At 67.3% G+C, this 25,141-nt stretch carries 21 protein-coding genes, 3 tRNA genes and 1 pseudogene; 13 read left to right on the top strand and 12 right to left on the bottom strand.

What is annotated here, in order from left to right; all coding sequences use genetic code 11:
* Positions 1-119: 119 nt before the first annotated feature.
* The 4 genes and pseudogenes from ampD to BLV15_RS22485 all read left to right on the top strand — a co-directional run bounded on the left by ampD (position 120) and on the right by BLV15_RS22485 (position 3,743).
* Entirely contained in the window at positions 120-680 is a 561-nt protein-coding gene (gene ampD, locus BLV15_RS07905) for a 1,6-anhydro-N-acetylmuramyl-L-alanine amidase AmpD (RefSeq protein WP_090226307.1), read from the top strand.
* Positions 677-1,510, top strand: a complete 834-nt coding sequence (ampE, locus tag BLV15_RS07910; protein ID WP_090226311.1) for a regulatory signaling modulator protein AmpE — start codon at positions 677-679, stop codon at positions 1,508-1,510. Before ampD ends, ampE begins: the two co-directional genes overlap by 4 nt.
* Positions 1,511-2,681: 1,171 nt before the next feature.
* Positions 2,682-2,885 (top strand): annotated as a pseudogene (locus BLV15_RS22480) (HAMP domain-containing protein); the annotation flags it as partial.
* A gap of 153 nt (positions 2,886-3,038) precedes the next feature.
* On the top strand, positions 3,039-3,743 hold the full coding sequence (locus tag BLV15_RS22485) for a methyl-accepting chemotaxis protein (RefSeq protein WP_407072445.1): 705 nt from the start codon (positions 3,039-3,041) through the stop codon (positions 3,741-3,743).
* 35 nt (positions 3,744-3,778) lie between these two features.
* Here BLV15_RS22485 and BLV15_RS07920 read toward each other — a convergent pair whose 3' ends face one another.
* Both BLV15_RS07920 and cra read right to left on the bottom strand, forming a co-directional pair.
* On the bottom strand, positions 3,779-4,561 hold the full coding sequence (locus tag BLV15_RS07920; protein WP_090226315.1) for a TatD family hydrolase: 783 nt from the start codon (positions 4,559-4,561) through the stop codon (positions 3,779-3,781).
* Positions 4,561-5,562, bottom strand: a complete 1,002-nt coding sequence (gene cra / locus BLV15_RS07925; RefSeq protein ID WP_090226318.1) for a catabolite repressor/activator — start codon at positions 5,560-5,562, stop codon at positions 4,561-4,563. The genes BLV15_RS07920 and cra overlap by 1 nt, the downstream gene beginning before the upstream one ends.
* Before the next feature lie 140 nt (positions 5,563-5,702).
* Between cra and ptsP the strand changes: the two genes are divergently transcribed.
* The 3 genes from ptsP to BLV15_RS07940 all read left to right on the top strand — a co-directional run bounded on the left by ptsP (position 5,703) and on the right by BLV15_RS07940 (position 11,327).
* Positions 5,703-8,588: a phosphoenolpyruvate--protein phosphotransferase gene (ptsP, locus tag BLV15_RS07930; RefSeq protein WP_090226320.1), complete on the top strand. Its 2,886-nt coding sequence runs from the start codon at positions 5,703-5,705 to the stop codon at positions 8,586-8,588.
* The gene (pfkB, locus tag BLV15_RS07935; RefSeq protein ID WP_090226323.1) at positions 8,588-9,532 is read left to right on the top strand and encodes a 1-phosphofructokinase; all 945 of its coding nucleotides are present in this window, start codon (positions 8,588-8,590) and stop codon (positions 9,530-9,532) included. Before ptsP ends, pfkB begins: the two co-directional genes overlap by 1 nt.
* 61 nt (positions 9,533-9,593) lie before the next feature.
* Complete coding sequence (locus BLV15_RS07940) at positions 9,594-11,327, top strand: fructose-specific PTS transporter subunit EIIC (protein WP_090226325.1); 1,734 nt, start codon at positions 9,594-9,596, stop codon at positions 11,325-11,327.
* 66 nt (positions 11,328-11,393) lie between these two features.
* Here the strand turns inward: BLV15_RS07940 and BLV15_RS07945 are convergent, their stop codons facing one another.
* From BLV15_RS07945 to BLV15_RS07960, 4 genes are all read right to left on the bottom strand, one after another.
* The gene (locus tag BLV15_RS07945) at positions 11,394-11,609 is read right to left on the bottom strand and encodes a hypothetical protein (protein WP_090226327.1); all 216 of its coding nucleotides are present in this window, start codon (positions 11,607-11,609) and stop codon (positions 11,394-11,396) included.
* 109 nt (positions 11,610-11,718) lie between these two features.
* Positions 11,719-12,408 (bottom strand): energy-coupling factor ABC transporter permease, encoded by a 690-nt coding sequence (locus BLV15_RS07950; protein WP_090226330.1) that lies wholly within the window; start codon positions 12,406-12,408, stop codon positions 11,719-11,721.
* Positions 12,405-12,872, bottom strand: a complete 468-nt coding sequence (locus tag BLV15_RS07955; RefSeq protein ID WP_090226333.1) for an FAD/FMN-containing dehydrogenase — start codon at positions 12,870-12,872, stop codon at positions 12,405-12,407. Before BLV15_RS07955 ends, BLV15_RS07950 begins: the two co-directional genes overlap by 4 nt.
* A complete protein-coding gene (locus tag BLV15_RS07960) occupies positions 12,869-13,294 on the bottom strand; it encodes a GNAT family N-acetyltransferase (RefSeq protein ID WP_090226335.1) in 426 nt (141 codons plus the stop codon). The genes BLV15_RS07955 and BLV15_RS07960 overlap by 4 nt, the downstream gene beginning before the upstream one ends.
* A 173-nt stretch (positions 13,295-13,467) precedes the next feature.
* Between BLV15_RS07960 and BLV15_RS07965 the strand changes: the two genes are divergently transcribed.
* From BLV15_RS07965 to BLV15_RS07975, 3 genes are read left to right on the top strand one after another with little or no spacing between them, the layout of a single operon-like run.
* Entirely contained in the window at positions 13,468-13,902 is a 435-nt protein-coding gene (locus tag BLV15_RS07965) for a thermonuclease family protein (RefSeq protein WP_090226338.1), read from the top strand.
* A gap of 27 nt (positions 13,903-13,929) precedes the next feature.
* Positions 13,930-14,439, top strand: a complete 510-nt coding sequence (locus BLV15_RS07970; RefSeq protein ID WP_090227415.1) for an MOSC domain-containing protein — start codon at positions 13,930-13,932, stop codon at positions 14,437-14,439.
* Positions 14,440-14,465: 26 nt separating this feature from the next.
* Complete coding sequence (locus tag BLV15_RS07975; protein WP_090226340.1) at positions 14,466-14,639, top strand: DUF3094 family protein; 174 nt, start codon at positions 14,466-14,468, stop codon at positions 14,637-14,639.
* A 74-nt stretch (positions 14,640-14,713) separates the two neighbouring features.
* Here the strand turns inward: BLV15_RS07975 and BLV15_RS07980 are convergent.
* From BLV15_RS07980 to BLV15_RS07990, 3 genes are all read right to left on the bottom strand, one after another.
* Positions 14,714-14,789, bottom strand: a tRNA-Lys gene (locus BLV15_RS07980).
* A gap of 6 nt (positions 14,790-14,795) precedes the next feature.
* Positions 14,796-14,872, bottom strand: a tRNA-Pro gene (locus BLV15_RS07985).
* A gap of 13 nt (positions 14,873-14,885) precedes the next feature.
* Positions 14,886-14,961: transfer RNA gene (locus tag BLV15_RS07990), tRNA-Asn, on the bottom strand.
* Positions 14,962-15,165: 204 nt separating this feature from the next.
* Here BLV15_RS07990 and BLV15_RS07995 point away from each other — a divergent pair.
* Both BLV15_RS07995 and BLV15_RS08000 read left to right on the top strand, forming a co-directional pair.
* Positions 15,166-17,466 carry a DUF1631 domain-containing protein gene (locus BLV15_RS07995; protein ID WP_090227418.1) on the top strand — a complete coding sequence of 767 codons (2,301 nt, stop codon included), beginning with the start codon at positions 15,166-15,168 and terminating at the stop codon, positions 17,464-17,466.
* Positions 17,459-17,788 (top strand): PilZ domain-containing protein, encoded by a 330-nt coding sequence (locus BLV15_RS08000; RefSeq protein WP_090226343.1) that lies wholly within the window; start codon positions 17,459-17,461, stop codon positions 17,786-17,788. The genes BLV15_RS07995 and BLV15_RS08000 overlap by 8 nt, the downstream gene beginning before the upstream one ends.
* A gap of 58 nt (positions 17,789-17,846) precedes the next feature.
* Here BLV15_RS08000 and clpB read toward each other — a convergent pair whose 3' ends face one another.
* The 3 genes from clpB to BLV15_RS22490 all read right to left on the bottom strand — a co-directional run bounded on the left by clpB (position 17,847) and on the right by BLV15_RS22490 (position 23,530).
* Positions 17,847-20,411, bottom strand: a complete 2,565-nt coding sequence (gene clpB, locus BLV15_RS08005; protein ID WP_090226346.1) for an ATP-dependent chaperone ClpB — start codon at positions 20,409-20,411, stop codon at positions 17,847-17,849.
* 201 nt (positions 20,412-20,612) lie between these two features.
* The gene (locus BLV15_RS08010) at positions 20,613-22,196 is read right to left on the bottom strand and encodes a peptide chain release factor 3 (RefSeq protein ID WP_090226349.1); all 1,584 of its coding nucleotides are present in this window, start codon (positions 22,194-22,196) and stop codon (positions 20,613-20,615) included.
* A gap of 107 nt (positions 22,197-22,303) precedes the next feature.
* The gene (locus BLV15_RS22490) at positions 22,304-23,530 is read right to left on the bottom strand and encodes a methyl-accepting chemotaxis protein (RefSeq protein ID WP_090226352.1); all 1,227 of its coding nucleotides are present in this window, start codon (positions 23,528-23,530) and stop codon (positions 22,304-22,306) included.
* Between the two features lie 442 nt (positions 23,531-23,972).
* Between BLV15_RS22490 and BLV15_RS08020 the strand changes: the two genes are divergently transcribed.
* Positions 23,973-25,136 (top strand): type III PLP-dependent enzyme, encoded by a 1,164-nt coding sequence (locus BLV15_RS08020; RefSeq protein WP_090226355.1) that lies wholly within the window; start codon positions 23,973-23,975, stop codon positions 25,134-25,136.
* Positions 25,137-25,141 lie beyond the last annotated feature (5 nt).

Consider the following 25,141-nt stretch of genomic DNA (forward strand, 5'->3'; position numbering starts at 1 on the left):
GCGATTCTTCCGGGCTTTTGCGTTTCTGGCCTTTGGCCATGCGCGGGGCGCTTCCACGCGCCAGGCTTTGCGCGGGTCCGGAGCCTGCTCTAGAGTGGCGACTCGTCGAGGAGTACCCCATGCACCTGGATCCGCACAGCGGCTGGTTCGAAGGCGTCCGGCATTGCCCTTCGCCCAACTTCAACGCCCGCCCGTCCGGCGAAATATCCCTGCTGGTCATTCACAACATCAGCCTGCCGCCGGGCCAGTTCGGAACCGGCAAGGTGCAGCAGTTCTTCGCCAATCAACTGGTCGCGGACGAGCATCCCTATTTCGCCGATATCCGCTCCCTGACGGTTTCCGCGCACTTCCTCATCGAACGCGATGGCGCGGTGTTCCAGTTCGTCTCCTGCCGCGACCGGGCCTGGCATGCCGGAGTGTCGCTCTTCGAGGGGCGCGAGAACTGCAATGATTTCTCCCTCGGCATCGAACTCGAAGGCACCGACGACCTGGCCTACAGCGACGCTCAGTACGCCACGCTGGCGACACTGATCGGTGAGCTGCGACGGGCCTATCCGGCCATCCGCCCGGAGCGCATCGTCGGCCACAGCGACATCGCGCCCGGCCGCAAGACCGACCCTGGCGGCGCCTTCGACTGGCCGCGGCTGCGCGCGGCACTGACAGAGGAGTCAACGCAATGAGCTTTCTGGTACTGCTGCTCGCGCTGCTGGTGGAAAAGCTGTCCGGCGTGCGCCACCGCATCCAACGCGATGGCCTCTGGTTCACGCTGCTGGCGCGGATCGACTCCGGCACCGACGCGGGCGCGCCGTGGCTGCGGCTGATCCTGCTGGTCCTGCCGCCGCTGCTGGTTCTGGCGCTGGTGCTGCTGATCCTGCAACCGCTCGCCTATGGATGGCTGGCTCTGCCGGTGCATCTGCTGGTGCTGATCTATAGCCTGGGGCGCGGCGACGTGCAGAAGTCCTGCGGCCCGTTCCGCGATGCTTGGCGCCGTGGCGACGCCGTGGCGGCAGAGCTGGTGGCCGAGCGCGACATGGGCATCGAGGCCTGCGAGCCGGGTTCGCTGCTGCGGCGCGTGCAGCGCTACCTGTTGTGGCAGGGCTATCAGGGTTTCTTCGCCGTGATCTTCTGGTACGCGCTGCTGGGGCCGGTGGCGGCGCTGGGTTACCGGCTGGTGGCACTGCTCGCCGAGCAGGCGCAAGGCCCGGCGCTGCGCGAGCGTGCCGTGCAGCTGCGCCACGGCCTCGATTTCGTCCCCGCGCGGGTGCTGGTGGCCAGTTTCGCGCTGGTCGGAAACTTCATTGCCGTCAGCCGTGAACTGCTGCACGAGCTGCTCAACTGGAACCTTCCTGCCGAGCAGTTGCTGGAGCGGGCGGGGCGGGCGGCCGGCGATCTCGGCGAGCCGTTGGTCGGCGACCCGGGCGTCGCCAGCCTCGACCTTCTCTGGCAACTGCTGGTGCGTTCGGCCGTGCTTTGGTACGCCGCCCTGGCGATCCGCGCGCTGCTCCTGTGAGCCTGAGTTACGAGGTGCAACCTGCGTCTGGTGAATGATGGCAAAACGCTTAACCTTAAGTTACAAATCGCAACGCCGATATCAGGTATACAGGCTCCGCGGCTGCCGGCTGCGCCCCTGAAAGTGCCTGGGTAGCTGCAGCGCCCATTCAGCGAAAACTGCTGTTTCTCCGCCGACCATAAAAATAATCGGGAGAATTCGATTGAAGACCATTCTGTACCCGGCGATCGCCCTGATGAGCCGGCTGAGTTTCGCGATGAAGTTCAGCCTGATCAGCGTGATGTTCTTCCTGCCGATGCTCGTCACGAACTTCTATCTGGTGCGCGACTCCTACGATCAGTTCATCGGTACCCGCATAGAGCTGGACAGCCTCGACCTGCTGGGCAGGACCCTCAACATCCAGCGCGACACCGAGTCGCTGAGCAACCTCGTCGAAATCAATTCGCTGATCGGCCAGTCCGGCAACGCGGGCGATGTCGAGCGGCGCATCAGTCAGCTGCAGGACACCTTGGTGGAAACCATCGGCGCGCTGCAGTCGGCGGGTGGAACCACCCAGCAGGTCGAGGACTTCAACGCCAAACGCGATGAGCTGCTGGCCGGCTTGAAGTCCGCCCAGGCGGAAACCTCGTTGCAGAACAAGTCGGCGCTGGTCGACCAGCAGCTCGGGCGCGTGCAGGCCTTCATCGCCTTCGTCGCCTCCGATGCGGGGCTGAGCCAGGACCCGGACCGCTCGGTGCGCCAACTCACCGAACTGGTCACCACCTCCACGCTGAAAGTCACCGATACCTTGGGCGCGGCCCGCGCCACCGGCAGTTATTCCCTCGGTCTGGGCTTCCTCAATTCGGCGGCCAGCAACCGCATGGACGACCTGATCGCGGTCCTGGAAAAACTCGACGGCGAATACGCCGTGGCGCTGGAAAACGCGCTGTCCACCAGTACCGGCGCGCGCGCGGCCCTTCAGGGCCTGGCGCAGGCGAGTCGTGGCAGCCTGAAGGAGTCCAGCACGCTGATCGAAGACAAGATCACCGTGGCCGATACCCTCGATACGCCGTGGCCGGAATACTACGAAGACCTCAGCGCGCAGATGGCCAAGTCGTACCAGTTGAGCGATGCCGCGCTGGGCTTTCTCGAGAGCGAACTGCAGCAGCGCCTGGCCGAGCATCGCCGGCAGATGGTGCTGCTGGTGGTGGCGCTGATCGCGGTGTTCCTGCTGATCGGCTACCTCTACGGCGGCTTCTACGTGTCCACGCGCAGCACGCTCAAGAGCCTCGGCCGGGTGATGGACAAGGTGGCCTCCGGCGACATGACCGCCAGTTTCAAGGCGCAGACCTCCGACGAGCTGGGCGAGCTGGGCCAGGTGTTCAACGGTACCGTGGTGAAGATTCACGACCTGATCCAGCGGGTCGGGCTGACCGTCGTGGAAGTCGAGCGCCAGGCCGATCGCGTGGAAGTGGTGTCCGGCGAAAGCAACCAGGCGGTGGCGGGGCAGCGCAGCCAGATCGAGCAGGTCGCCACGGCGATGAACCAGATGTCGGCCACCGCCCAGGAGGTCGCGCGCAGCGCCGCCGCGGCGGTGGACAGCGCCCACAGCGTCAACGAGGAAACCGTCAGCGGGCGCGAACTGGTCGAATCCCAGGTCGGCAGCATCCAGCGCCTCGCCGGCGAGATCGATCAGTCGGTGCTGGTGATCAACCAACTGGCCAGCGACAGCCAGTCGATCAGCCGCGTGCTGGATGTGATCAAGGGCATCGCCGAGCAGACCAACCTGCTGGCGCTGAATGCCGCCATCGAGGCGGCGCGGGCGGGCGAGCAGGGGCGCGGCTTCGCGGTGGTCGCCGACGAGGTGCGCAACCTCGCCAAGCGCACCCAGCAGTCCACCGAGGAGATCGAGCAGATGATCGCCCGGCTGCAGGGCGGTGTCGGCGCGGCGGTGAAGGCGATGAGCGCCAGTCACCGCATGGCCGACGGCACCGTGGACGAGTCCGGTCGCGTGCAGCGCGCGCTGGAGAACATCCTCGGCGCGGTGGGCATGATCGTCGATCAGAACCAGCAGATCGCTGCGGCGGCGGAGCAACAGACCGCCGTGGCCCACGATATCGATCAGAACATCGTGCAGATCAACCAGGCCGGCGAGCGCACCGCCGAAGGCGCGAGCCAGACCGAGCGGGCCAGCCGCGAATTGTCCGAGCTGGTCGGCGATCTCAAGCAGCTGATCGGCGCCTTCAGAGTCTAGCGGGCGAGCGTGGCAGGCCCGGCACAGGCCTGCCTTCAGGGCTCCCAGCCGAACAGTTCGCAGCTGTTGCGATAGCTCGCCGCGGCCAGTTCCTCGGGGCTGACGCCTCTGATTTCCGCCAGCGCCACGCAGATGTCCGGGAGGAACTCCGGGCTGTTGCGCTCGCCGGCGTGGGCGTGCGGCGTGATGTCCGGGGCGTCGGTTTCCAGCACGATGCTGTCCAGCGGTAACTGGCGCAGCACCTTGTGCATGCGCAGCGCCTGCGGCCAGGTGCCGGCGCCGCCCAGGCCGAGCCTGAATCCCAGCCTGATGTACTCGCGGGCTTCCTCGTAACTGCCGCTGAAGGCGTGGGCGATGCCGCCGCGTGCCGGCCGGAGGCGCTTGAGCGTGGCCACCACCGCGGCGTGGGCGCGGCGCACGTGCAGCAGCACCGGCCGCTCGAACTCGTTGGCCAGCTCCAGCTGCGCCTCGAAGAGTTCCTGCTGGCGCGGCTTGTCCGGGTTTTCGATGTAGTAATCCAGCCCCACTTCGCCGATCGCGCAGAGCCGGTCGTCGCCGGCCAGACGCTGCAGCCACTCGCGCAGTTCGGCGAGGTGCGCCGGGCGATGCCTATGCAGGAAGGCGGGGTGCAGGCCCAGGGTCGCGTACAGTCCCGGCTCGCGGCCTACCAGATCCCAGAGGCGCTGCCAGTGCGCTTGGTAGACGCCGATGATCACCTGGCGCTCGACGCCGCGGGCGCGGGCGCGTTCGAGCACGGCGGCACGATCGTCGTCGAACGGCGGGAAGTCCAGGTGATTGTGGGTGTCGATGAGGCGCATCAGCGGGCGCCTTCACCGAGGCTGCGCTGCTTCAACACCCGTGGAATCGCTTCCAGGCCCGGTTGGTAGGCGCCGTGTTCGATGGCCTGGAGCGCCCAGTGAAGAATCCGCTCGGCGAGCCGCTCGTGCTGCTGCGAGATCGCATTGACCCGCAGCGGCAGGAAATCCAGCAATCGGGTGTCGCCGAAGGTCGCCAGGCGCGGTGGCGGCACGTCCGGGGAGCCGTGCTGCAGCGCCTCCAGTACACCTTCCAGCAGCACGTAGGCGGTGGTGATCAGGGCGTCCGGCATCGGCCCGTCGCGCAGCAGCGCCTGCATCTGTTCGCACCCGCACGCACGGCTGAACTCCGCGCCGTGCAATACGCTCAGCTTGCCGGCGAAGCCGTCCAGGCCCTCGCGAAAGCCTGCTTCGCGTGCCTGGCTGATCGGCAGCTCGGGACGCGCGCCGATCAGCACCACATGCTCGAGCGAAGGCTCCAGCAGGCTGCGGGTGAGCAGTGCGCCGGCCTGCTGGTCGTCGCTGACCACCGAGCGAATGTGCCGTGGGTCGAGCGCGCGGTCGAGGGCGATTACCGGCAGGCCGGCGTCGACCAGTTGCGCGTAGGTCGGGTCGTCCTGTGGCAGGCAACTGGCAACCACCAGCGCGTCGCAACGCCGCGAACGGAACAGTTCGACCAGTTGGCGCTCGCTGTCCGGCTCGTCGTCGGAGCTGGCGATCAGCAGCTGGTAGCCGACCGCCCGCGCGCGCTGTTCGAGGAACTTGGCGGTGCGCGCGTAGCTGGGGTTTTCCAGGTCCGGAATGATCAGGCCCAGGCAGCGGCTCTGGCCGCGTCGCAGGCCGGCGGCCTGCTGGTCGGGACGATAACCGTAGCGCTCGACCACCTCGCGTACCCGCGCCACGGTGGCGGCGCTGATTCTGCGCTGCACCGCCTGGCCGTTGATCACGTAGCTGGCGGTGGTCACGGAAACCTCCGCCAGGCGGGCGACATCGCTGAGTTTCACGGTGGGCGGGGTCCTTGTGGTCAATACTGAAGCCGGGCGGGCTTCAAAGCTTCCCCCATTCTGGGGTAACGTGCCAACCCTTGATGAAACGATTCAGCAGGCGGCTGGTCTGACATTGGCCGTCGTAGAGGACCCCGTACATGCTCGAATTGAATGCCGCGCAAATCCAGATGCAGCAACGCGCACCGGACAAGCAGGCCGCGCTGCGCAGCCTGGCCGACACGCTGGTCGCGGATGGCCTGGTGATGCCTGGCTATCTGGCGGGCATGCAGGCGCGCGAAGCGCAGGGCTCGACGTACCTGGGGCAGGGCATCGCGATTCCCCACGGTACGCCGGACACCCGCGACCAGGTGATCAGCACCGGGGTGCGCTTGATGCAGTTTCCCTCGGGCGTCGACTGGGGCAATGGCCAGCGCGTCTACCTCGCCATCGCCATTGCCGCGCGCTCCGACGAACACCTGCAACTGCTGCAGATGCTCACCCGCGCCCTCGGCGAGGGCGATCTCAGCGAGGCGCTGCGCGATGCGCCGGATGCCGAGGCGCTGGTCGCCCTGCTGCGCGGGGCGCCACAGGAACTGGCGCTGGACAGCCAACTGGTCGGCCTGGGACTCGTCGCCGAGGATGCCGACGACCTGGCCTGGCAAGGCATTCGCCTGCTGAAGAAGGCCGGTTGCGGCGGTCCCGGATTCGCCGCCGGATTGCTGCGCGAGCCACCGCTGCCGCTCGGCGACGGCCTCTGGCTGCTGCACGGCGAGGAGGGCGTCGGCCGCCCCGGACTGGCTTTCGTCACTCCGGAAACTCCGCTGCAGCATGACGCCCAGCCGCTCGCCGGGCTGTTCTGCCTGGCCAGCCGTGGCGAGGCGCAGCGGCAGACCCTCGAGCGCCTGTGCGACCTGTTGATCGAGGGGCGCGGGCGTGAATTCAGCCAGGCCACCTCCAGCCGCAGCGTGCTCGAAGCCCTTGGCGGCGAGCTGCCGGTGGACTGGCCGTCGCGGCGTATCGTCCTGGCCAACGCCCATGGTCTGCATGCGCGTCCGGCGAAGGTGCTCAGCGAACTGGCGCAGTCCTTCGATGGCGACGTGCGTGTGCGCCTGCCCGGCGATCCCGGCCGCGGCGTCTCGGCGAAAAGCCTGAGTCGCCTGCTGGCCCTCGGCGCGCGCCGTGGGCAGGAGTTGGAGTTCATCGCCGAGCCGTCGATCGCAGGCGACGCGCTGCCCGCCGTCGAGGCCGCGGTGCGTGCCGGGCTGGGCGAAGAGGTCGAGCCGCTGCCGGAAACGCCCTTCGCCCCGCCGCCCATTATCGAGGCGCGGGTGTCGCTGGCGGCCGAAGTGTCGCCGCCGCTGGCGCCGGCGGCCGGTGCGCGCATCCAGGCGGTCGCCGCCGCACCGGGGATCGCCATCGGCCCGGCGCTGGTGCGCGTGCCGCTTAAGATGGATTTCCCGCAGCGCGGCCAGGGCCTGGCGGCCGAGCGCCAGCGTCTGGCGCAGGCGCTGGACGAGGTGGTGGCGCAGATCCAGGCGCTGGTGGAGCGCAGCAGCGAGGCCAGCATTCGCGAAATCTTCATCACCCACCAGGCTATGCTGCGCGACCCCGCCCTGCACGAGGACGTTGGCGTGCGTCTCGACGAGGGCCTCAGCGCCGAGGCGGCCTGGATCGGCGAGATCGAAGCCACCGCCCAGCGCCAGGAAGCCCTGCACGACGCCCTGCTGGCGGAGCGCGCGGCGGACCTGCGCGACATCGGCCGGCGCGTACTCGGGCACCTGCTCGGCGTCGAGGCGCCGGTCGAACCTGAACAACCCTACATCCTGGTGATGGACGAAGTGGCGCCTTCGGACGTCGCCAGCCTGGATCGCGACCGTGTCGCCGGCATCCTTACCGCGCGCGGCGGCGCCACCGCGCATTCGGCGATCATCGCCCGCGCGCTGGGCATTCCCGCGGTGGTCGGTGCCGGCGAGGCGGTGCTCGCGCTGGCGCCGAACACGCCGCTGCTGCTGGATGGCGAGCGCGGCACCCTGCGCGTGGCGCCGGATGCGCAGGCCGTGGAGATCGCCCGGCGCCAGCGCGAAGCCAGCCTCCAGCGCCAGGCCCGCGCCGACGCCGAGCGCCTGCAACCGGCGGTGACCTTGGACGGCCGCGCCGTGGAGGTCGCCGCCAACCTCGGCGACACCGCCGATTCCGCCGCCGCGGTGGAGCAGGGCGCCGAAGGCGTCGGCCTGCTGCGCACCGAGCTGGTGTTCATGCAGCACGCCTCGGCGCCGGATCAGGCCAGCCAGGAGATCGAATACCGCCGCGCGCTGGACGCCCTCGACGGTCGTCCGCTGGTGGTGCGCACACTCGATGTCGGCGGCGACAAGCCGCTGCCGTACTGGCCGCTGCCGGCGGAGGAAAACCCGTTCCTCGGCCTGCGCGGCATCCGCCTCAGCCTGCAACGCCCCGAGGTGCTGGAAACCCAGCTGCGCGCGCTGTTCGCCTCCGCCGAGGGGCGCCCGCTGCGGGTGATGTTCCCGATGGTCGGTTTCGTCGAAGAGTGGCGCGCGGCGCGTGACATGGCGCTGCGCCTGCGCGAGGAAATCCCGGTCGCCGACCTGCAGCTGGGGATCATGGTCGAGGTGCCGTCGGCGGCGCTGCTGGCCCCGGTGCTGGCGCGCGAAGTCGACTTCTTCAGCATCGGCACCAACGACCTGACCCAGTACGCGCTGGCCATCGACCGCGGCCACCCGACGCTGTCGGCGCAGGCCGACGGGCTGCATCCGGCCGTGCTGCGATTGATCCAGATGACCGTCGAGGCGGCGCATGCCCACGGCAAGTGGGTCGGCGTGTGTGGCGAGCTGGCCGGCGATACCCACGCGGTGCCGGTGCTGGTCGGCCTGGGCGTCGACGAGCTGAGTGTCTCGGCGCGCTCCATCGCGCTGGTCAAGGCGCGGGTGCGCGAGCTGGACTTCGCCCGCAGCCAGCTCTTCGCCCAGCAGGCGCTGAACCTGGAAAGCGCCGCCGCCGTGCGCGCGCTGGTGGAGGAGCACTTCTGATGGCACGCGTACTGACGATCACCCTCAATCCGGCGCTGGATCTCAGCGTGCGCCTGGATCGCCTGCAGCCCGGCGCGGTGAACCGCAGCCTGGGCTTCGCCAGCCACGCCGCCGGCAAGGGCCTCAACGTCGCCCAGGTGCTCGCCGACCTGGGGCACAAGGTCAGCGTCGCCGGTTTTCTCGGCACGGCCAACGCGGCGGCCTTCGAGACGCTGTTCTCGCGGCGCGGCTTCGTCGACGCCTTCGTTCGCGTGCCGGGCGAAACGCGCAGCAACATCAAGCTGGCCGAGGCCGATGGGCGCGTCACCGACCTCAACGGGCCGGGTCCGCAGGTCGACGCCGCGCACCAGGCCGAACTGCTCGAAGAGCTCGAACTGATCGCTGCCGGCCACGACGCCGTGGTGGTGGCCGGCAGCCTGCCGCAGGGCGTCACGCCCGAGTGGTTCACCGCATTGCTGCGCACCCTCGGCGCCCGTGGCGTGCCGCTGCTGCTGGACAGCAGCGGCCCCGCGCTGCGCGCCGGGCTGGCCGCCGCGCCCTGGATGATCAAGCCTAACGAGACCGAACTGGCCGAGGCCTGCGGCGGTTCGGCGGATTCGCTGGACGACCTGCAGCGCGCCGCCCTGCGCCTGCGCGGGCAAGGCATCGAGCACGTGCTGCTGTCGCGCGGTGCCGAGGGGGTCTGCTGGATCGGCCCGGAGATCGCCCTGCAGGCGCGCCCGCCGAAGGTCGAGGTGGTCAGCACAGTCGGCGCCGGCGATTCGCTGCTCGCCGGCACCCTGCATGGCCATCTCAGCGGCTGGCCGGCCGAACGCAGCCTGCGCCTGGCCACGGCGATCGCCGCGCAGGCGGTGACGCAGCTGGGCTTCGGCATCCATGACCGCGAGCAACTGGCGCGGCTGGAGCGCGAGGTGACGATCGAAGCGCTGGAGGCTCCGCAATGAGCATGCAGCAGACAGTGGCCGGGCAGTTCAGCCCGCCAACGCAACAGGAATCGAGGTACCCATGAATCTGCTGATCGTCACCGCCTGCCCGAACGGGCAGGTCACCAGCGTGCTCTGCGCCCGCTTGCTGGACGCCGCGGCGCAGCGCCTGGGCTGGACGACGCGCGTCGAAGTGCATGATCCGCGCGCCATCGGCTCGCCGCTGAGCGACGCCGACATCGCCGGCGCCGACCTGGTCGTCGTGGTGCGTACCGGCGAGCTGGCCCTGGGGCGCTTCGTCGGCAAGCGCGTGGTGCAGTCGACGCCCGCCGAGGCGCTGCAGAACCCACGCGAGTTCCTCGAGCGCGCCGCCGCCAGCGCCCAGGTGCTGGAGCAGGCAAGCGCCGCCGGGGTGAGTGCCGGGAAACCGCGCCTGGTGGCGGTCACCGCCTGCCCGACCGGCGTCGCCCACACCTTCATGGCCGCCGAAGCGCTGCAGCAGGCAGCCGGCCAGCTCGGCTACGCGCTGCAGGTGGAAACCCGCGGATCGGTGGGCGCTCGCAACCTGCTGGACGAGGCGGCCATCGCCGCCGCCGACGTGGTGCTGCTGGCCACCGACATCGAAGTCGATACCGCCCGCTTCGCCGGCAAGAAGGTCTACCGCTGCGGCACCGGCGTCGCCCTCAAGCAGCCGCAGCAGACCCTCCAGCGCGCCCTCGCCGAAGGCAAGCCGCTGGCCGCCGCGGCCACCGACGGCGCCGCTGCCGGCAGCGAACAGGGCAAGGCCGGGCCCTACAAGCACCTGCTCACCGGCGTGTCCTACATGCTGCCGATGGTGGTCGCCGGCGGCCTGCTGATCGCCCTGTCGTTCGTCTTCGGCATCGAGGCGTTCAAGCAGGAAGGCACGCTGCCCGCGGCGCTGATGCAGATCGGTGGCGATGCGGCGTTCAAATTGATGGTGCCGCTGCTGGCCGGTTACATCGCCTACTCGATCGCCGACCGTCCGGGCCTGGCGCCGGGGATGATCGGCGGACTGCTGGCGAGCACCCTCGGTGCGGGTTTCATCGGCGGCATCGTCGCCGGTTTTCTCGCCGGCTACTCGGCCAGGGCCATCGCCCGCTGGGTCAGGTTGCCGTCCAGCATCGAGGCGCTGAAGCCGATCCTGATCATTCCGCTGCTGGCCAGCCTGTTCACCGGCCTGGCGATGATCTACGTGGTCGGCAAGCCTGTGGCCGGCATGCTCGCCGGGTTGACGGCGTTCCTCGATACCATGGGTACCTCCAACGCGGTGCTGCTCGGCCTGCTGCTCGGCGGGATGATGTGCGTCGACCTCGGCGGCCCGATCAACAAGGCGGCCTACGCGTTTTCGGTCGGGCTGCTGGCGTCGCAAAGCTACGCGCCGATGGCGGCGACCATGGCCGGCGGCATGGTGCCGCCGATCGGCATGGCCATCGCCACGCTGCTGGCGCGGCGCAAGTTCGCCCAGAGCGAGCGCGAGGCCGGCAAGGCCGCTGGCGTGCTCGGCATGTGCTTCATCTCCGAAGGGGCGATTCCGTTCGCCGCCAAGGACCCGCTGCGGGTGATCCCGGCCAGCGTCGCCGGCGGTGCGCTGACCGGGGCGCTGTCGATGGCGTTCGGTTGCAAGCTGATGGCGCCGCACGGCGGGCTGTTCGTCCTGCTGATCCCCAACGCGATCAACCATGCGCTGCTCTACCTGCTGGCGATCGTCGCCGGTAGCGTGCTCACCGGGGTGATCTATGCGCTGATCAAGCAGCCCGAACCGCAGGCGCTGGATGTGCAGGGCGAAGCGGCGTAGAGACGAACACGTTGCGCGCCGCCCGATCGATCGCGCCGGGCGGTGCCAGGGGCGGTGGAGCGGCGATCAAGGCCGCATGAAGGCGTAGTCGCGTTCCTCGTCGAGGTTGTCGGCGAGAAACGTCAGCTCCTGCGCCAGATCGGCGAGGCTGCGCGTCCGCTTGCTGCGCTCGACCACGGCGCTGAGCAGCGTACGCAGCGCCATCGCCTCATCCAGGCCCGCCGTCCGGGCCAGCTCCAGTTCGCGTTCCAGGGCCTCTCGTGCCCATGCATATCCGCCCATGTCTTCTGCCTCTTGGAGTGAGTGAGGGCTCATCTTCGAGTCCATCGGCTATCGGCGGTTGATGCAGGTCAAACCGCTGCGCGGGATGCGGCGGATGAATCCTGGTCCATCAGCGGGGCCGCTCGTCGTCCTTCCACGGCGCCTGCAGGTATCGGCTGCGGTTGAAGGTTTCCAGCCATTCGGGGCAGAACACCACCAGCGCGGTGACCGCCGTTCCGTTGATGAACGCCTCGGGAAACATGATCAGCCACAGGTAGCCGGCGAAGTCGTCCAGCCAGGGCGGCATCGGGAACAGCCCGTCGACCCAGAGCACGCCGAGCGCGGCGAGCATGCACAGCAGCGCGGCCAGTGCCGCGGGAAAGAACCCGGAGAAGAAGATGTAGACGAACAGGTTGCGCGGCTGCGCGCGCTCCACGCGCAACGCGCAGAACTCGGTGACCAGCACCGGCAGCGCCACCAGCAGGACGCCATTCATGCCCAGCGCCGCCAGGTCCTGGCGCCCCATCGCGACCAGCGCGAGCTGGGCGACCAGACCGCAGAGCAGCGCCAGCGGCCAGTCCAGCAACAGGGTCACCGCGGTCATGCCGAGAAAATGGAAGGACAGCCCTGAGTCGAAATCGCGTCGCACCAGCCAGAGCAGGAACAGCCCGAGCACGGTGCCGAACAGCAGATGCTGGCGCCGGGCATCGCTGAACAGTTCCAGCCACGGCGCCCGCCATATCGCCCAGGCGATGACCGGCGCGTAGATCGCCCATCCCAGCAATGCGCTCTCCGGCGACAACAGCGCCGCGCTGATCATGGCGTGAGCCGCTGCAGCGCCGCGCTCAACTGCCCCGCGTCGGTGAATGACTGGCGACTCAGCACCCGCCGGCCATCGAGCTGCAACCAGAGCACGGCATCGGCCGCAGGCTCGTAGCGCGGGACGATGCGCGCCTCGCGGTCGAGCACCACGCGGTACGGGTAGTCGCGCATGGCCGGCACGGCGAACAGCTTCGCGACCAGCGAGGGCATGCGGCTGATATCGGCGAGGAACACCGCCCGGCGCTGCTCCAGGTAGCCCTTGGGTTTATCCGCCAACGCCATTTCGACCAGCTTGGCGCCGGCCATGTCGCGGGCCACCAGCAGCACCCGCAGATCGTCGGAGAGGGTGTAGGGCTGCTCGTACTGATCGAGCAGCGTCCAGGGCGCCAGAGGCTGCGTTTCCTCGGCGGCCTGCAGCAGGGCGGGAAAGAGTGCGGCGCAGAGCAGAATCCAGACTTTCATGGGGGATGTCCTTGCATGGAGTAAACCTCGATATCGTCGCGCCGTTCCCAGCCTTCCTGCGCCTGCCAGAACGCCAGCGCCTGCGGCGCATCGCGCAGGACGAAGACATGGCTCTTGTGGATGCCCAGGCGCGCCAGGCGGGCGAGCGTCTCATTGAGCAGCGCTTTCGCCAGCCCGCGACCGCGGTACGCCTCGTCCACCACCAGGTGCTGGAGGTAGCCACGGCGGCCGTCGTGCCCGGCCATCAGGCAGGCCACCGGTCGCCCTTGCGCTTCGACCAGCAGACTCAGGCCGGGGTTGCGTGCAAGGTAATCGGTGAACGGTTGCAGCGCGTCCTCGGGGCGAATCCGTATGCCCGGCGTGCGCTGCCACAGCGAAAGCAGCGCCGGGTGATCGGACGGGACGGCGGAACGAGGTTTCATGGGGGCTCCAGGACTTTTCGCGATGGTCGGGAGGGCTGCCGGCCACGGCTCATCGGGTGGGCGTGGGGCGCCAGTTTACTGCGTTGGCGCGCGCGCCACTGCGACCACCGGCCGCTGCTTTTGCCGGCGCAGTCGATTAGAGTCGCCTTCCTTCTGGCAGTCCCGTTGTCGCCATGCGTTCGTTGTTGTTGTGCTTCATGCTGTTGTCCGGCCTGTGCTCCACCCTTTCATCGATCGCCGCGGAAGGTCCTTACGGCAAGGTCCGCCTGGACGAGATCACCAGCATCTACGATGGCGATACCTTTCGCGCGACCATCCGTGACTGGCCCGCCGTGATCGGCCACCGGGTGCCGGTGCGCATCGCCGGCATCGATACCCCAGAGCTGCGCGACAAGCGTCCCGCCGTGCGCGCGCTGGCGCTCAGGGCCAAGCAGTTCAGCGTGCAAAGGCTGCGCGCGGCGCGCTACGTCGAGTTGCGCAACATTCGCCGCGACAAGTATTTCCGCCTGCTCGGCGATGTCTGGGTCGACGGCAGCGACCTGGGCGCGATGCTGATTCGCGCCGGCCTGGCGAAACCCTACGATGGCGGCACCAAGAGCGTCTGGTGAGGCCCCTGACCCATGGAGCACATGACGATGCGTGAACGCAGCCCGCTGCACACCCTGCTCGCCGCGGTTCCCCAGCAGGGGCGCGTGCGCTGGATCGGCGTGCGCCCGCTGTCGCGCGGCGAGGTTCTGCAGCCGGACGTCGTCGAGGCGCGGCGCGATGCCGGCCTGACCGGCGACCATGCGCGCCCGGGCCCGCGCAACGCGCGGCAGGTCACTTTCATCCAGTGGGAGCATCTGGCGGTGATCGCCAGCCTCATCGGGCGCGACATCGCGCCGGCCGAGCTTCGACGCAACATCGCGGTGAGCGGGATCAACCTGTTCAGCCTGAAGAACCGCCGCTTCCGCATCGGCGAAGCGGTTTTCGAGACCACCGGCTGGTGCCAGCCGTGCGCGCGTCTGGAGGAGAACCTCGGGCCTGGAACCTTTCAGGCCGTGCGTGGCCACGGCGGCATCACCGCGCGGGTGCTGCACAGCGGCATCATTCGTCTGGGTGACACGCTGATCGTCGAGCCGTTGCAGGAAGCGCAGCTAGACTGAAGGCGAACCCGAGCGAGGCCGGCAGCATGTCCAAGCGATTGAGCGACGAAGACCAGCGCCGCGTAGACGAATACCTGAGCGCGCCGCAGCATCGCGTCGAGCGCAAGCCGTTCCGGCCGTGGTTGCTGCTGGCTGTGGTACTGATCAGCGTGATCGGCATGGGCCTGATCAGTCGCTTGCTCAGTCTGCTGGTGCTCTAGGAGGGGCGTGGCGAGCGAACGGTGGGGTTGCCCGGTGTGGGCGTCTCATCGCTCGAGAGGTGCGGAGAAGAAAATGGTGGGTCGTGTAGGATTCGAACCTACGACCAATTGGTTAAAAGCCAACTGCTCTACCAACTGAGCTAACGACCCAAAAGGTGGTCGGGGTAGGGGGATTCGAACTCCCGACATCCTGCTCCCAAAGCAGGCGCGCTACCGGGCTGCGCTATACCCCGATCTGGAAGAAGTTGGCTCCGCGACCTGGACTCGAACCAGGGACCCAATGATTAACAGTCATTTGCTCTACCGACTGAGCTATCGCGGAACTACGAGCTTCCAATCTCTTTTACGGTGCCGGTGAACCGGAATCCCGTATCAGAGGCGCGCCATTTTACGTTTCCCGAAGCGCCTGTCAACCCTTAAAATTCTTCCTGAGACAATGTCTTGCAGTCGGCGGGGTGGCTGCTATATCTGTGCTGAAGATCACCGTGTGGAGTGCGCTCGTCAGTCGAGCACCGGCAACTTGATGATGGACGAACGCGACTCACCCCTGCCTCCCTCCACCCACGGCACGCTCGCCAGCCGCGTCATCCAGCCGCGTTTCAGTGAACTGGTGCAGCGCTGCCGCAAACGGGTGATGAACGCCCTCGCCGAACACCTCACCGCCACCTTCGGGCAGGTCGACGACACCCTCTTCGAGTGCGCCGAGAAGGCCGAGAACAATCAGGTCCAGACGCTGTTCTTCGACAGCATGCGCGACATCCGCCGGTTGCGGCCGCTGATCGAGCGGACCTATCACCAGCAGATCGCCCGGCAGTTCTCCGATTTCCTCCAGGGAAAACCGTCCGCCACGAACGACGACGCGCTCGAGGCCGACGACCTGCGTCTGGTGCAGAACGAGGATTACGAGGAGACCCTGCAGATCATCAACATGGTCAGCCGGGTGAAGGCCCGCTGCGCGCAGAGCCTGTTCGCGCTGGATCGTCGCCTGGCCCTGCTGAACAACGGCCAGAAGCTCGACGAGGACGGCAACCCCTTCGGCCCGCACGCGATCGCCCAGGCGTTCCGCGAGGCCTTGCAGCCGACGCCGTTGCCGCTGCGGATACGGATCATCCTCTACATGCTCTTCGACCGGCACCTCATGCAGAACCTCGACGGTCTCTACGAGGCGCTCAATCGCGAACTGATCGAGGCCGGCATCCTGCCCAACATGACGTACCAGGCGCAGCCGCGGGTCGAGGCCACGCGCGCCGTGCCCGCCTCCGGCGCGCCTTCCTTCGCCAGCTCGCCGGATGCCCGCTCGGGCTATTCCGAGGGCCACGATCCATCGGCCGAGCAGGCCGAGCGGCTGTTCGACGGGCTCACCCGGCTGTTCATCGCGCTACGCAAGCGTGAGGGCACGACCCTGCTCGGCGGCAGGCGCAGCATCGCCAGTTACGCGCCGCCCACCGCCACGCGCACCTTCGAGGCGCGCGAACTGCTGGAGGCGCTGAACCAGTTGCAGAAGCAGGCCGCCGAGGATTTCGCCCGGCGCATGCAGCGGCCGCAGCAGGTCGACGGCGTGAAAGCCGACCTGCACCGTCAGCTCGAGTCGCGCGGCGCTGCGGCGGACCCGCGGCGGATTTCCGACCAGGAAGCCGACGTGATCGATCTGGTCGGCATGCTCTTCGACTTCATCCTCGATGACGCCGACTTGCCGGATACCTGCAAGACCGCGCTATCGCACCTGCATACGCCCTATCTGCGGGTGGCGATGCAGGACAAGGCGCTCTTCACCCAGTACAACCACCCGGCCCGTTTGCTGCTCAATGCCATGGCGCGCGCCGGGGGGCTGTACGACGCCGAGGGCGAGGAGCGCGAACTGCTGGCGAAGATCCAGTGGGTGGTTGAGCGGGTGATCCAGGGCTTCACCGGCGATCTGGCGCTGTTCGAAACGCTGCTGGACGAGTTCAACGAGTTCGTCGCTACCCTCAGGCACCGCGTCGAACTGCGTGAAAAGCGCTCCATCGAGGCGGCCAAGGGCCGTGACCGCCTGCTCGATGCGCGGCAGAGGGCCGGCGCCGCGATCGCCGAGGCGCTGCGCGGGCCGAGCCTGCCGAAGATCCTCCAGGATTTCCTCGAGCTGACCTGGACCGACGTGCTGGTGTTCGTCCAGCTTCGGCATGGCGAGGGCAGCGCCGAATGGAACCGCTCGCTGGAACTGGCCGAGCAACTGGCCTGGAGCGGCAGGCCGCAGGACGCCGACGGCATCGAAGAATTGCACCGCGTGCGCGCCGGCATGCTCGACGAGGTGCGCAAGGGCCTCGAATTGCTCGGCGGCTATCACGAGGACGGCATCGCCCGGCTGTTGCGGGACATCGTCGCCAGCCAGGACGCCGTGCAGGCCAAGCGCCCCGAACGGGTGGAGCCTCTCGCGCCGTCGCTGATCGAAAGCCCGCTGGCGAACATGCTCGGCGAGGACGCGGTGTTGCTGGCGGACCGCCGCGCAGCCAGGCCGCCGCGCACGCCGCGACTGGAAGCGCTGATCCGCCAGTTGCAAACGCTGGAGTTCGGCACCTGGTTCGACTTCGTCGAGGGCACGCAGCGGCGCCGGCTCAAGCTGTCCTGGTTCAGCCCGACGACGAACAACTACATGTTCGTCGACCAGTTGGGCCAGCGCGCCGCGACTCGCCTGCTGGAAGACCTCGCCGAGGAGATGGACCGCGGCCTGGCGCGCATCGTCATCGAGGAACGCAGCCTGCCCCTGGTGGATCGCGCGATGAACGCGATCTATCGCGCCCTGCAGCGTGTCAGCGGACGCTCCACCCACCCAGGAAACGACCATGGATAGCGAGCGTCGCCAGTACGATCGATACCGCCCCACACTCACCCTGGAAGTCTTCGACCGTCACGGCGGCCAGCGCCTGGGACGCATCGTCGACCTGTCCCGCGATGGCTTCATGCTTGTCACCGAACAGCTGCTGTCCGTCGATTCCGTCTGGGAGTGCCGGCTGACGGCGGCCAGCGGCGAGGTCCGCGAGGTGAGCTTCGGCGCCGACTGCCTGTGGGCCCGGCCGGGCACCGACGAACACCACGGCTGGGCGGGGTTCCACATCATCGACATGGCCGAGGACCAGGCGGCTCGGCTGGAGCTTCTGCTGCAGGCGCTCTGAGCGAAAAAAACCTCCCTCCCGGCAGGCGGAAGAGAGGTTTCGTACGGCCTGTGTCCGATTAGATAAAGACGATCTCGTCGTTTTCCACGCGCGCCTTGACGGTATCGCCCGGTGCGAACTTGCCGGCAAGGATCTGCTGCGCCAGCGGGTTCTCGATCCAGCGCTGGATCGCGCGTTTCAGCGGACGTGCGCCGTAGACTGGGTCGTAACCGACCGACACCAGCTTGTCCAGCGCCTCGTCGGTGAGCTCGAAGGTCAGGTCGCGCTCGGCCAGGCGCTGGCGCAGCCGGCCCAGCTGGATGTCGGCGATGCCGGCGATCTGCTCGCGGCCCAGCGGCTCGAACACCACCACCTCGTCGATGCGGTTGACGAATTCCGGACGGAAGTGGTTGCCCACCGCGTCCATCACCGCCGCGCGCTGCGCCTCGCGGTCGCCGACCAGTTCCTGGATCTGCGCCGAACCGAGGTTCGAGGTCATCACGATCACCGTGTTGCGGAAATCCACCGTGCGCCCGTGGCTGTCGGTCAGGCGGCCGTCCTCGAGCACCTGCAGGAGGATGTTGAAGACGTCCGGATGGGCCTTCTCGACTTCGTCGAGCAGCAGCACGGAGTAGGGTTTGCGCCGCACCGCCTCGGTCAGGTAGCCGCCTTCCTCGTAGCCGACGTAGCCCGGAGGCGCGCCGATCAGGCGTGCCACGGAGTGTTTCTCCATGAACTCGGACATGTCGATGCGCACCATGGCGTCCTCGGTGTCGAAGAGGAACTCCGCCAGCGCCTTGCACAGCTCGGTCTTGCCGACCCCGGTCGGGCCGAGGAAGAGGAACGAGCCGCTCGGCCGGTTCGGATCGGCGAGGCCGGCGCGCGAGCGACGCACCGCGTTCGCCACGGCCACCACGGCTTCGTGCTGGCCAATCACGCGGGTGTGCAGCATGTCTTCCATGCGCAGCAGCTTGTCGCGCTCGCCTTCGAGCATCTTGCTCACCGGGATGCCGGTCCACTTGGAAACCACTTCGGCGATTTCCTCCTCGGTGACCTTGTTGCGCAGCAGCTGGTTTTCCGATTTGCCGTGCTGGTCGGCCATCTGCTGGCTGCGTTCCAGATCGGGAATCACGCCGTATTGCAGTTCCGCCATGCGTTGCAGGTCGGATTTGCGTCGCGCGGCCTCCAGATCAGCCTTGGCCTGCTCGATTTTCTGCTGGATCTGCGCGGAGCCTTGCACCTCGGCCTTCTCCGACTTCCAGACTTCCTCGAGGTCGGCGTACTCCCGCTCAAGGCGATTGATGTCTTCCTTGAGCTTTTCCAAGCGTTTGAGCGCAGCGTCATCGTCTTCTTTCTTCAGCGCCTCACGTTCGATCTTCAACTGAATCAATCGGCGCTCGAGCTTGTCCAGCGCCTCGGGCTTGGAGTCGATCTCCATGCGGATGCGGCTGGCCGCTTCGTCGATCAGGTCGATGGCCTTGTCCGGCAACTGGCGGTCGGTGATATAGCGGTGGCTCAGCTTGGCCGCGGCGATGATCGCGCCGTCGCTGATGGTCACCCCGTGGTGCACCTCGTAGCGCTCCTTGAGGCCACGCAGGATGGCGATGGTGTCTTCCTCGCTGGGCTCGTCCACCTGGACCTTCTGGAAACGCCGCTCGAGCGCCGCATCCTTCTCGATGTACTGACGGTACTCGTCCAGCGTGGTGGCGCCGACGCAGTGCAGCTCGCCGCGTGCGAGTGCCGGCTTGAGCATGTTGCCGGCGTCCATGGCGCCATCCGCCTTGCCGGCGCCGACCATGGTGTGCAGTTCGTCGATGAACAGGATCACCCGGCCTTCCTGCTTCGACAGCTCGTTGAGCAGCGACTTCAGGCGCTCCTCGAACTCGCCGCGGAACTTGGCGCCGGCGATCAGCGAGCCCATGTCCAGCGACAGCAGGCGTTTGTCCTTCAGCCCGTCCGGCACTTCGCCGTTGACGATGCGCTGGGCCAGCCCTTCGGCGATGGCGGTCTTGCCGACGCCGGGCTCACCGATCAGCACCGGGTTGTTCTTGGTGCGCCGCTGCAGGACCTGGATGGTCCGGCGGATTTCGTCGTCACGGCCGATCACCGGGTCGAGCTTGCCTTCCTCGGCGCGCTTGGTCAGGTCAACGGTGTACTTGTCCAGCGCCTGGCGCGATTCCTCGGCGTTGGGGTCATTCACCGCCTCGCCACCGCGCAGGTTGTTCACCGCATTCTCGAGGGCCTTCTTCGACACGCCCTGGCCGAGCAGCAGCTTGCCCAGGCGGGTGTTGTCGTCCATCGCCGCGAGCAGCACCAGCTCGCTGGAGATGAACTGGTCGCCCTTCTGCTGGGCGAGGCGATCGGCCTGGTTGAGCAGGCGCGCCAGGTCCTGGGACAGGTTGACGTCGCCGGTGGGGTTCTGGATTTTCGGCAGCTGATCCAGTTCCTTGGTCATCGCCTGCTTGAAGGCGTTGGTGTCGAAACCGACCTGGCGCAGCAGCGGCTTGATCGAGCCGCCCTGCTGGTCGAGCAGCGCCTGCATCAGGTGCAAGGGCTCGATGGCCGGATGGTCGAGGCCGACAGCGATGGACTGGGCGTCGGAAAGGGCAAGTTGCAGCTTGCTGGTCAAACGATCGATACGCATGGAATCACCTCGGTTGGCGCAGGCCGGTGCGACGAACTGCACCTCGAACGAAAGCCTGCGGGATGCAGCTTAGATGAGGTCGAACGGCCGGGATTCAAGCGTGACGTGATTGACGCAGGTCAGCCGGAGGCTGGGCGCGACGAGGGACGCCGCTGGAGAGGCGATCCCCGCGTGGGCGCACGCGGGGATGCTTGGCGGGTTTCAGTGATGCTCGCGGGTGGCGCGGAAGCGGATTTCCGGCCAGCGCTCCTCCATCAGGCTGAGGTTGACGCGGGTCGGCGCCAGGTAGGTGAGGTGGCCGCCGCCGTCGATGGCGATGTTCTCGAAGGCCTTGACCTTGAAGTCCTCGAGCTTCTTCTTGTCGTCGCACTCGATCCAGCGTGCCGACCAGACGTTGATCGCCTCGTAGGCGCACTCGACCTTGTATTCACCCTTGAGACGGCTGGCGACCACGTCGAACTGCAGCACGCCGACCGCGCCGAGGATGATGTCGTTGCTGCGCTCGGGGAAGAACACCTGGGTGGCGCCTTCTTCGGCGAGTTCCTGCAGGCCCTGGCGCAATTGCTTGGATTTCAGCGGGTCCTTCAGGCGCACGCGGCGGAACAGTTCCGGGGCGAAGTGCGGGATGCCGGTGAAGCCCAGCGCTTCGCCTTCGCTGAAGGTGTCGCCGATCTGGATGGTGCCGTGGTTGTGCAGGCCGATGATGTCGCCGGCGTAGGCTTCTTCGAGCATCTCGCGCTCGGAGGAGAAGAAGGTCAGCGCATCGGCGATCTTCAGGTCCTTCTTCGTGCGCACGTGGCGCAGCTTCATGCCCTGCTCGTACTTGCCCGAGCAGATGCGCATGAAGGCGATGCGGTCGCGGTGTTTCGGGTCCATGTTCGCCTGGATCTTGAACACGAAGCCGCTGAATTTTTCCTCGGTCGGCTGCACCACGCGCTCGTGGGCGGCGCGCGGCAGTGGGCGCGGAGCCCAGTCGACCACCGCGTCGAGCACCTGGTCGACGCCGAAGTTGCCCAGCGCGGTGCCGAAGAACACCGGGGTCAGCTGGCCGTCGAGGAATTCCTGCTGGTCGAATTCGTGGCAGGCGCCCTGCACCAGCTCCAGCTGTTCGACGAAGCGCTCGTACTCGTCGCCCAGGTGTGCGCGGGCCTCGGCCGAATCCAGCTGCTCGATCACCTTGGTTTCGGTGCGCTCGTGCCCGTGGCCCGGCGTGTAGACGATGATGCGGTCTTCGGAGAGGTGGTAGACCCCTTTGAAGTCGCGGTACGAACCGATTGGCCAGGTGATCGGCGCGGCCTTGATCTTGAGGACCGCCTCGATCTCGTCGAGCAGCTCGATGGGGTCGCGGATGTCGCGGTCGAGCTTGTTGACGAAGCTGACGATGGGCGTGTCGCGCAGGCGGCAGACGTCCATCAGGGCAATGGTCCGCGGTTCGACGCCTTTACCGCCGTCGAGCACCATCAGCGCCGAATCCACCGCGGTCAGGGTGCGGTAGGTGTCTTCGGAGAAGTCCTCGTGGCCGGGGGTGTCGAGCAGGTTGATCATGTGTTCGCGGTAGGGGAACTGCATCACCGAGGTGGTGATGGAGATGCCGCGCTGCTTCTCCATTTCCATCCAGTCGGAGGTCGCGTGGCGGTCGGACTTGCGCGATTTCACGGTGCCGGCCACGGCGATGGCCTTGCCCATCAGCAGGAGCTTCTCGGTAATGGTGGTCTTGCCGGCGTCCGGGTGGGAAATGATGGCGAACGTGCGGCGTTTGGCGACTTCGGCGGCCTGGGTGGTCATGCAAGAACCTGGGTGCGGAGCGATAAAAGAGGGCGCGAAGTATACAGGAGCGCGCCCCCCGGTTGTCGCCGGCCGCGACGAACATCCTGGTGCGACTGCCAGGGCGGCTACTGCGCCTCTAGCGCCGCCGCCAGGCTGAAACCGATCATCAGCGACCAGGGCATGCGCTCGACGCCGGTGGCGACCGGGGCGAACAGGCGCACGCGGTCGTTGCCTTCCAGATAGACGTACGGCTTGCCGCTCTTCACCGCCTGGCGCGCCTCGGCGCTCAGGTCGTCGGCCGACTTGCCGAGGCGGGCGGCGTCCGGGTGGGTGACGTAGGACGCCGCGTTGGAGAGCAGCGCGAGGAAGCCCACGCCAAGCGGTTTGCGCTGCGACAGGTCCTGCTGCAGCGCATCGAGGGAGAAGTCCGCGCCGAGGGTTCCGGCGAAACGCTCGCTGAACTTGAGCACCACCATCAGCGAGGTCATGCGTACCGTGCGGCCGTTCACCCGGTAATCGTAGGGCTCCATCATCACGTCCTGGCCGGTGCGCCGCGGCAGCTCGTACCAGTCGTTGAGCCCGGCACTGTCGTAGTCGGCCAGCGGTTCCAGGCCGACGCTGCCCTGGCCACGGTTCCAGTAGGGGATGAAGCGGCCGCTGGCGTCATGCCCCGGGGTGTTGGCGAACTCGGCGTCGCGGCCGTCGAGGGCGCCGGGCTCGATGCAGCAGGAATAGGCGAGCACGTCCCTGTCGGCGCGCAGGTAGGCGGCCATCACCGTGTTGATCGCCTGACGCTCAGGGCCCTGGCGGGCGTTCTTCAGGCTTTCGATGAAATGCTTGAGGCCGTACAGGGTCGCCTTCAGACCGGCGAAGCGCGTCTCCAGTCGCGCCGCTTCCTGCGCCGCCAGCAGTTGCGCGGTTTCCAGCAGCGACTCGCGCTCGGCCTTCTCCACGCCCTTAACGGCGTTGCCGGTTTCGTCGCTGATGGCCTTGACCATCAGCGCGATGTCGCTGGTGGCGCTGGTGGTCCGCGAGGCCAGGGCGCGCACCTCGTCGGCGACCACGGCGAAACCGCGTCCGGCGTCGCCGGCGCGCGCCGCCTCGATGGCTGCGTTGAGCGCCAGCAGGTTGGTGTGCTTGGCGACGTCGCGGATGACGTTGACGATGCTGTTGATCTTGTTGGCGTTGTCTTCGAGATCGGTGACCAGCTTCTTGATCTGGTTCATCGTGTTGTTCAGGGCGTCCTGTTCCGCTGGCGCACTGCCGGGGCGTACGGAGGGTCTTTCCACGAGCATCTCCAGGAGGCGGCTTGGGGCCGACGAACGTCGGCGCAATCCCCAAGCAGCGAGCATGCCAGAGCCCGCTGGCCTGCGGCGCCAGGCTCACACCGCGTTCGCCGGGCCCTGGCGAGCCCCGTGGCGGCATCGGCGGGCGTGGCGCGTGAGCCGTTTCGGTGCAGGCGCCGCCGCACGGTCTCGTCCCGCGCCGTGCAGCATTTCGGGGCGTTGCGTGCGGAATAAAACACGTTTGCCGCCGGGGCTCTTAAACGGGCAATTTCCGATTGATCTCCCCCGGTCGTGGTCTTAAAGTTCGCGCCCGAACGTCCATGCTGGAAACGATCCATGCGGCTCAAGTACTGACGACGAGAGATTGCAGGCCGATAACACCGGCCAACGATACTCGGCGACATGCCTTGGGAAGTAGGCGAACCAAAGTGGGGAAACGGATTAGGCGTTCGGGCTTCTAAGGAAGCCATCCCTTCGTACTTTTGTTGCTCTGCCAGTGGAGTTCCGCATGCCGATCCAGATCGAAGACTATTACCCGCGCGAAACCTTCAACAAGATGAAGGCGTTCGCCGACGGCCAGGAAACCCCGTTCGTGGTGATCGACACCGCGATCATCAGCAAGGCCTACGACGACCTGCGCGCCGGTTTCGAATTCGCCAAGGTCTACTACGCCGTCAAGGCCAACCCGGCCGTGGAGATCATCGAGCTGCTGCGCGACAAGGGCTCGAACTTCGACATCGCCTCGATCTACGAGCTGGACAAGGTGATGGCCACCGGCGTCTCGCCGGACCGCGTCAGCTACGGCAACACCATCAAGAAAGCCCGCGACGTGCGCTACTTCTACGAGAAGGGCGTGCGCCTGTTCGCCACCGATTCCGAGGCCGACCTGCGCAACATCGCCAAGGCCGCGCCGGGCTCGAAGATCTACGTGCGCATCCTCACCGAAGGCTCGACCTCGGCCGACTGGCCGCTGTCGCGCAAGTTCGGCTGCCAGACCGACATGGCCATGGACCTGCTGATCCTCGCCAAGCAGCTCGGCCTGGTGCCCTACGGCATCTCCTTCCATGTCGGTTCGCAGCAGCGCGACATCGACGTGTGGGACGCCGCCATCGCCAAGGTCAAGGTGATCTTCGAGCGTCTTAAGGAAGAAGACGGCATCACCCTGCAGATGATCAACATGGGCGGCGGCTTCCCGGCCAACTACATCACCCGCACCAACAGCCTGGAAACCTACGCCGAGGAAATCATCCGTTTCCTCAAGGACGACTTCGGCGACGACCTGCCGGAAATCATCCTCGAGCCGGGCCGTTCGCTGATCGCCAACGCCGGCATCCTGGTCAGCGAAGTGGTGCTGGTGGCGCGCAAGTCGCGCACCGCCGTGGAGCGCTGGGTGTACACCGACGTGGGCAAGTTCAGCGGCCTGATCGAAACCATGGACGAAGCCATCAAGTTCCCGATCTGGACCGAGAAGAAGGGCGAGATGGAAGAAGTGGTGATCGCCGGCCCGACCTGCGACAGCGCGGACATCATGTACGAACACTACAAGTACGGCCTGCCGTTGAACCTGGCGATTGGCGATCGCCTCTACTGGCTGTCCACCGGCGCCTACACCACCAGCTACAGCGCGGTGGAATTCAACGGCTTCCCGCCGCTGAAGGCGTTCTACCTGTAAGGCGC

The sequence above is a fragment of the Pseudomonas kuykendallii genome (assembly GCF_900106975.1).
In the GTDB taxonomy this organism is placed as follows: Bacteria; Pseudomonadota; Gammaproteobacteria; order Pseudomonadales; family Pseudomonadaceae; genus Pseudomonas_O; species Pseudomonas_O kuykendallii.

Excerpts from the sequence above, each read along its gene's own strand:
- BLV15_RS07965 (WP_090226338.1), top strand. The coding sequence starts at position 13,468 with ATGCGTTCGTTGTTGTTGTGCTTCATGCTGTTGTCCGGCCTGTGCTCC.
- BLV15_RS07945 (WP_090226327.1), bottom strand. The coding sequence starts at position 11,609 with ATGGGCGGATATGCATGGGCACGAGAGGCCCTGGAACGCGAACTGGAG.
- ptsP (WP_090226320.1), top strand. The coding sequence starts at position 5,703 with ATGCTCGAATTGAATGCCGCGCAAATCCAGATGCAGCAACGCGCACCG.
- BLV15_RS07970 (WP_090227415.1), top strand. The coding sequence starts at position 13,930 with ATGCGTGAACGCAGCCCGCTGCACACCCTGCTCGCCGCGGTTCCCCAG.
- BLV15_RS07960 (WP_090226335.1), bottom strand. The coding sequence starts at position 13,294 with ATGAAACCTCGTTCCGCCGTCCCGTCCGATCACCCGGCGCTGCTTTCG.
- BLV15_RS07950 (WP_090226330.1), bottom strand. The coding sequence starts at position 12,408 with ATGATCAGCGCGGCGCTGTTGTCGCCGGAGAGCGCATTGCTGGGATGG.
- BLV15_RS07920 (WP_090226315.1), bottom strand. The coding sequence starts at position 4,561 with ATGCGCCTCATCGACACCCACAATCACCTGGACTTCCCGCCGTTCGAC.
- BLV15_RS07995 (WP_090227418.1), top strand. The coding sequence starts at position 15,166 with ATGGACGAACGCGACTCACCCCTGCCTCCCTCCACCCACGGCACGCTC.
- BLV15_RS08000 (WP_090226343.1), top strand. The coding sequence starts at position 17,459 with ATGGATAGCGAGCGTCGCCAGTACGATCGATACCGCCCCACACTCACC.
- BLV15_RS08020 (WP_090226355.1), top strand. The coding sequence starts at position 23,973 with ATGCCGATCCAGATCGAAGACTATTACCCGCGCGAAACCTTCAACAAG.
- pfkB (WP_090226323.1), top strand. The coding sequence starts at position 8,588 with ATGGCACGCGTACTGACGATCACCCTCAATCCGGCGCTGGATCTCAGC.
- BLV15_RS08010 (WP_090226349.1), bottom strand. The coding sequence starts at position 22,196 with ATGACCACCCAGGCCGCCGAAGTCGCCAAACGCCGCACGTTCGCCATC.
- clpB (WP_090226346.1), bottom strand. The coding sequence starts at position 20,411 with ATGCGTATCGATCGTTTGACCAGCAAGCTGCAACTTGCCCTTTCCGAC.
- BLV15_RS07955 (WP_090226333.1), bottom strand. The coding sequence starts at position 12,872 with ATGAAAGTCTGGATTCTGCTCTGCGCCGCACTCTTTCCCGCCCTGCTG.
- BLV15_RS07940 (WP_090226325.1), top strand. The coding sequence starts at position 9,594 with ATGAATCTGCTGATCGTCACCGCCTGCCCGAACGGGCAGGTCACCAGC.
- BLV15_RS07975 (WP_090226340.1), top strand. The coding sequence starts at position 14,466 with ATGTCCAAGCGATTGAGCGACGAAGACCAGCGCCGCGTAGACGAATAC.
- BLV15_RS22485 (WP_407072445.1), top strand. The coding sequence starts at position 3,039 with ATGTCGGCCACCGCCCAGGAGGTCGCGCGCAGCGCCGCCGCGGCGGTG.
- BLV15_RS22490 (WP_090226352.1), bottom strand. The coding sequence starts at position 23,530 with ATGCTCGCTGCTTGGGGATTGCGCCGACGTTCGTCGGCCCCAAGCCGC.
- ampD (WP_090226307.1), top strand. The coding sequence starts at position 120 with ATGCACCTGGATCCGCACAGCGGCTGGTTCGAAGGCGTCCGGCATTGC.
- ampE (WP_090226311.1), top strand. The coding sequence starts at position 677 with ATGAGCTTTCTGGTACTGCTGCTCGCGCTGCTGGTGGAAAAGCTGTCC.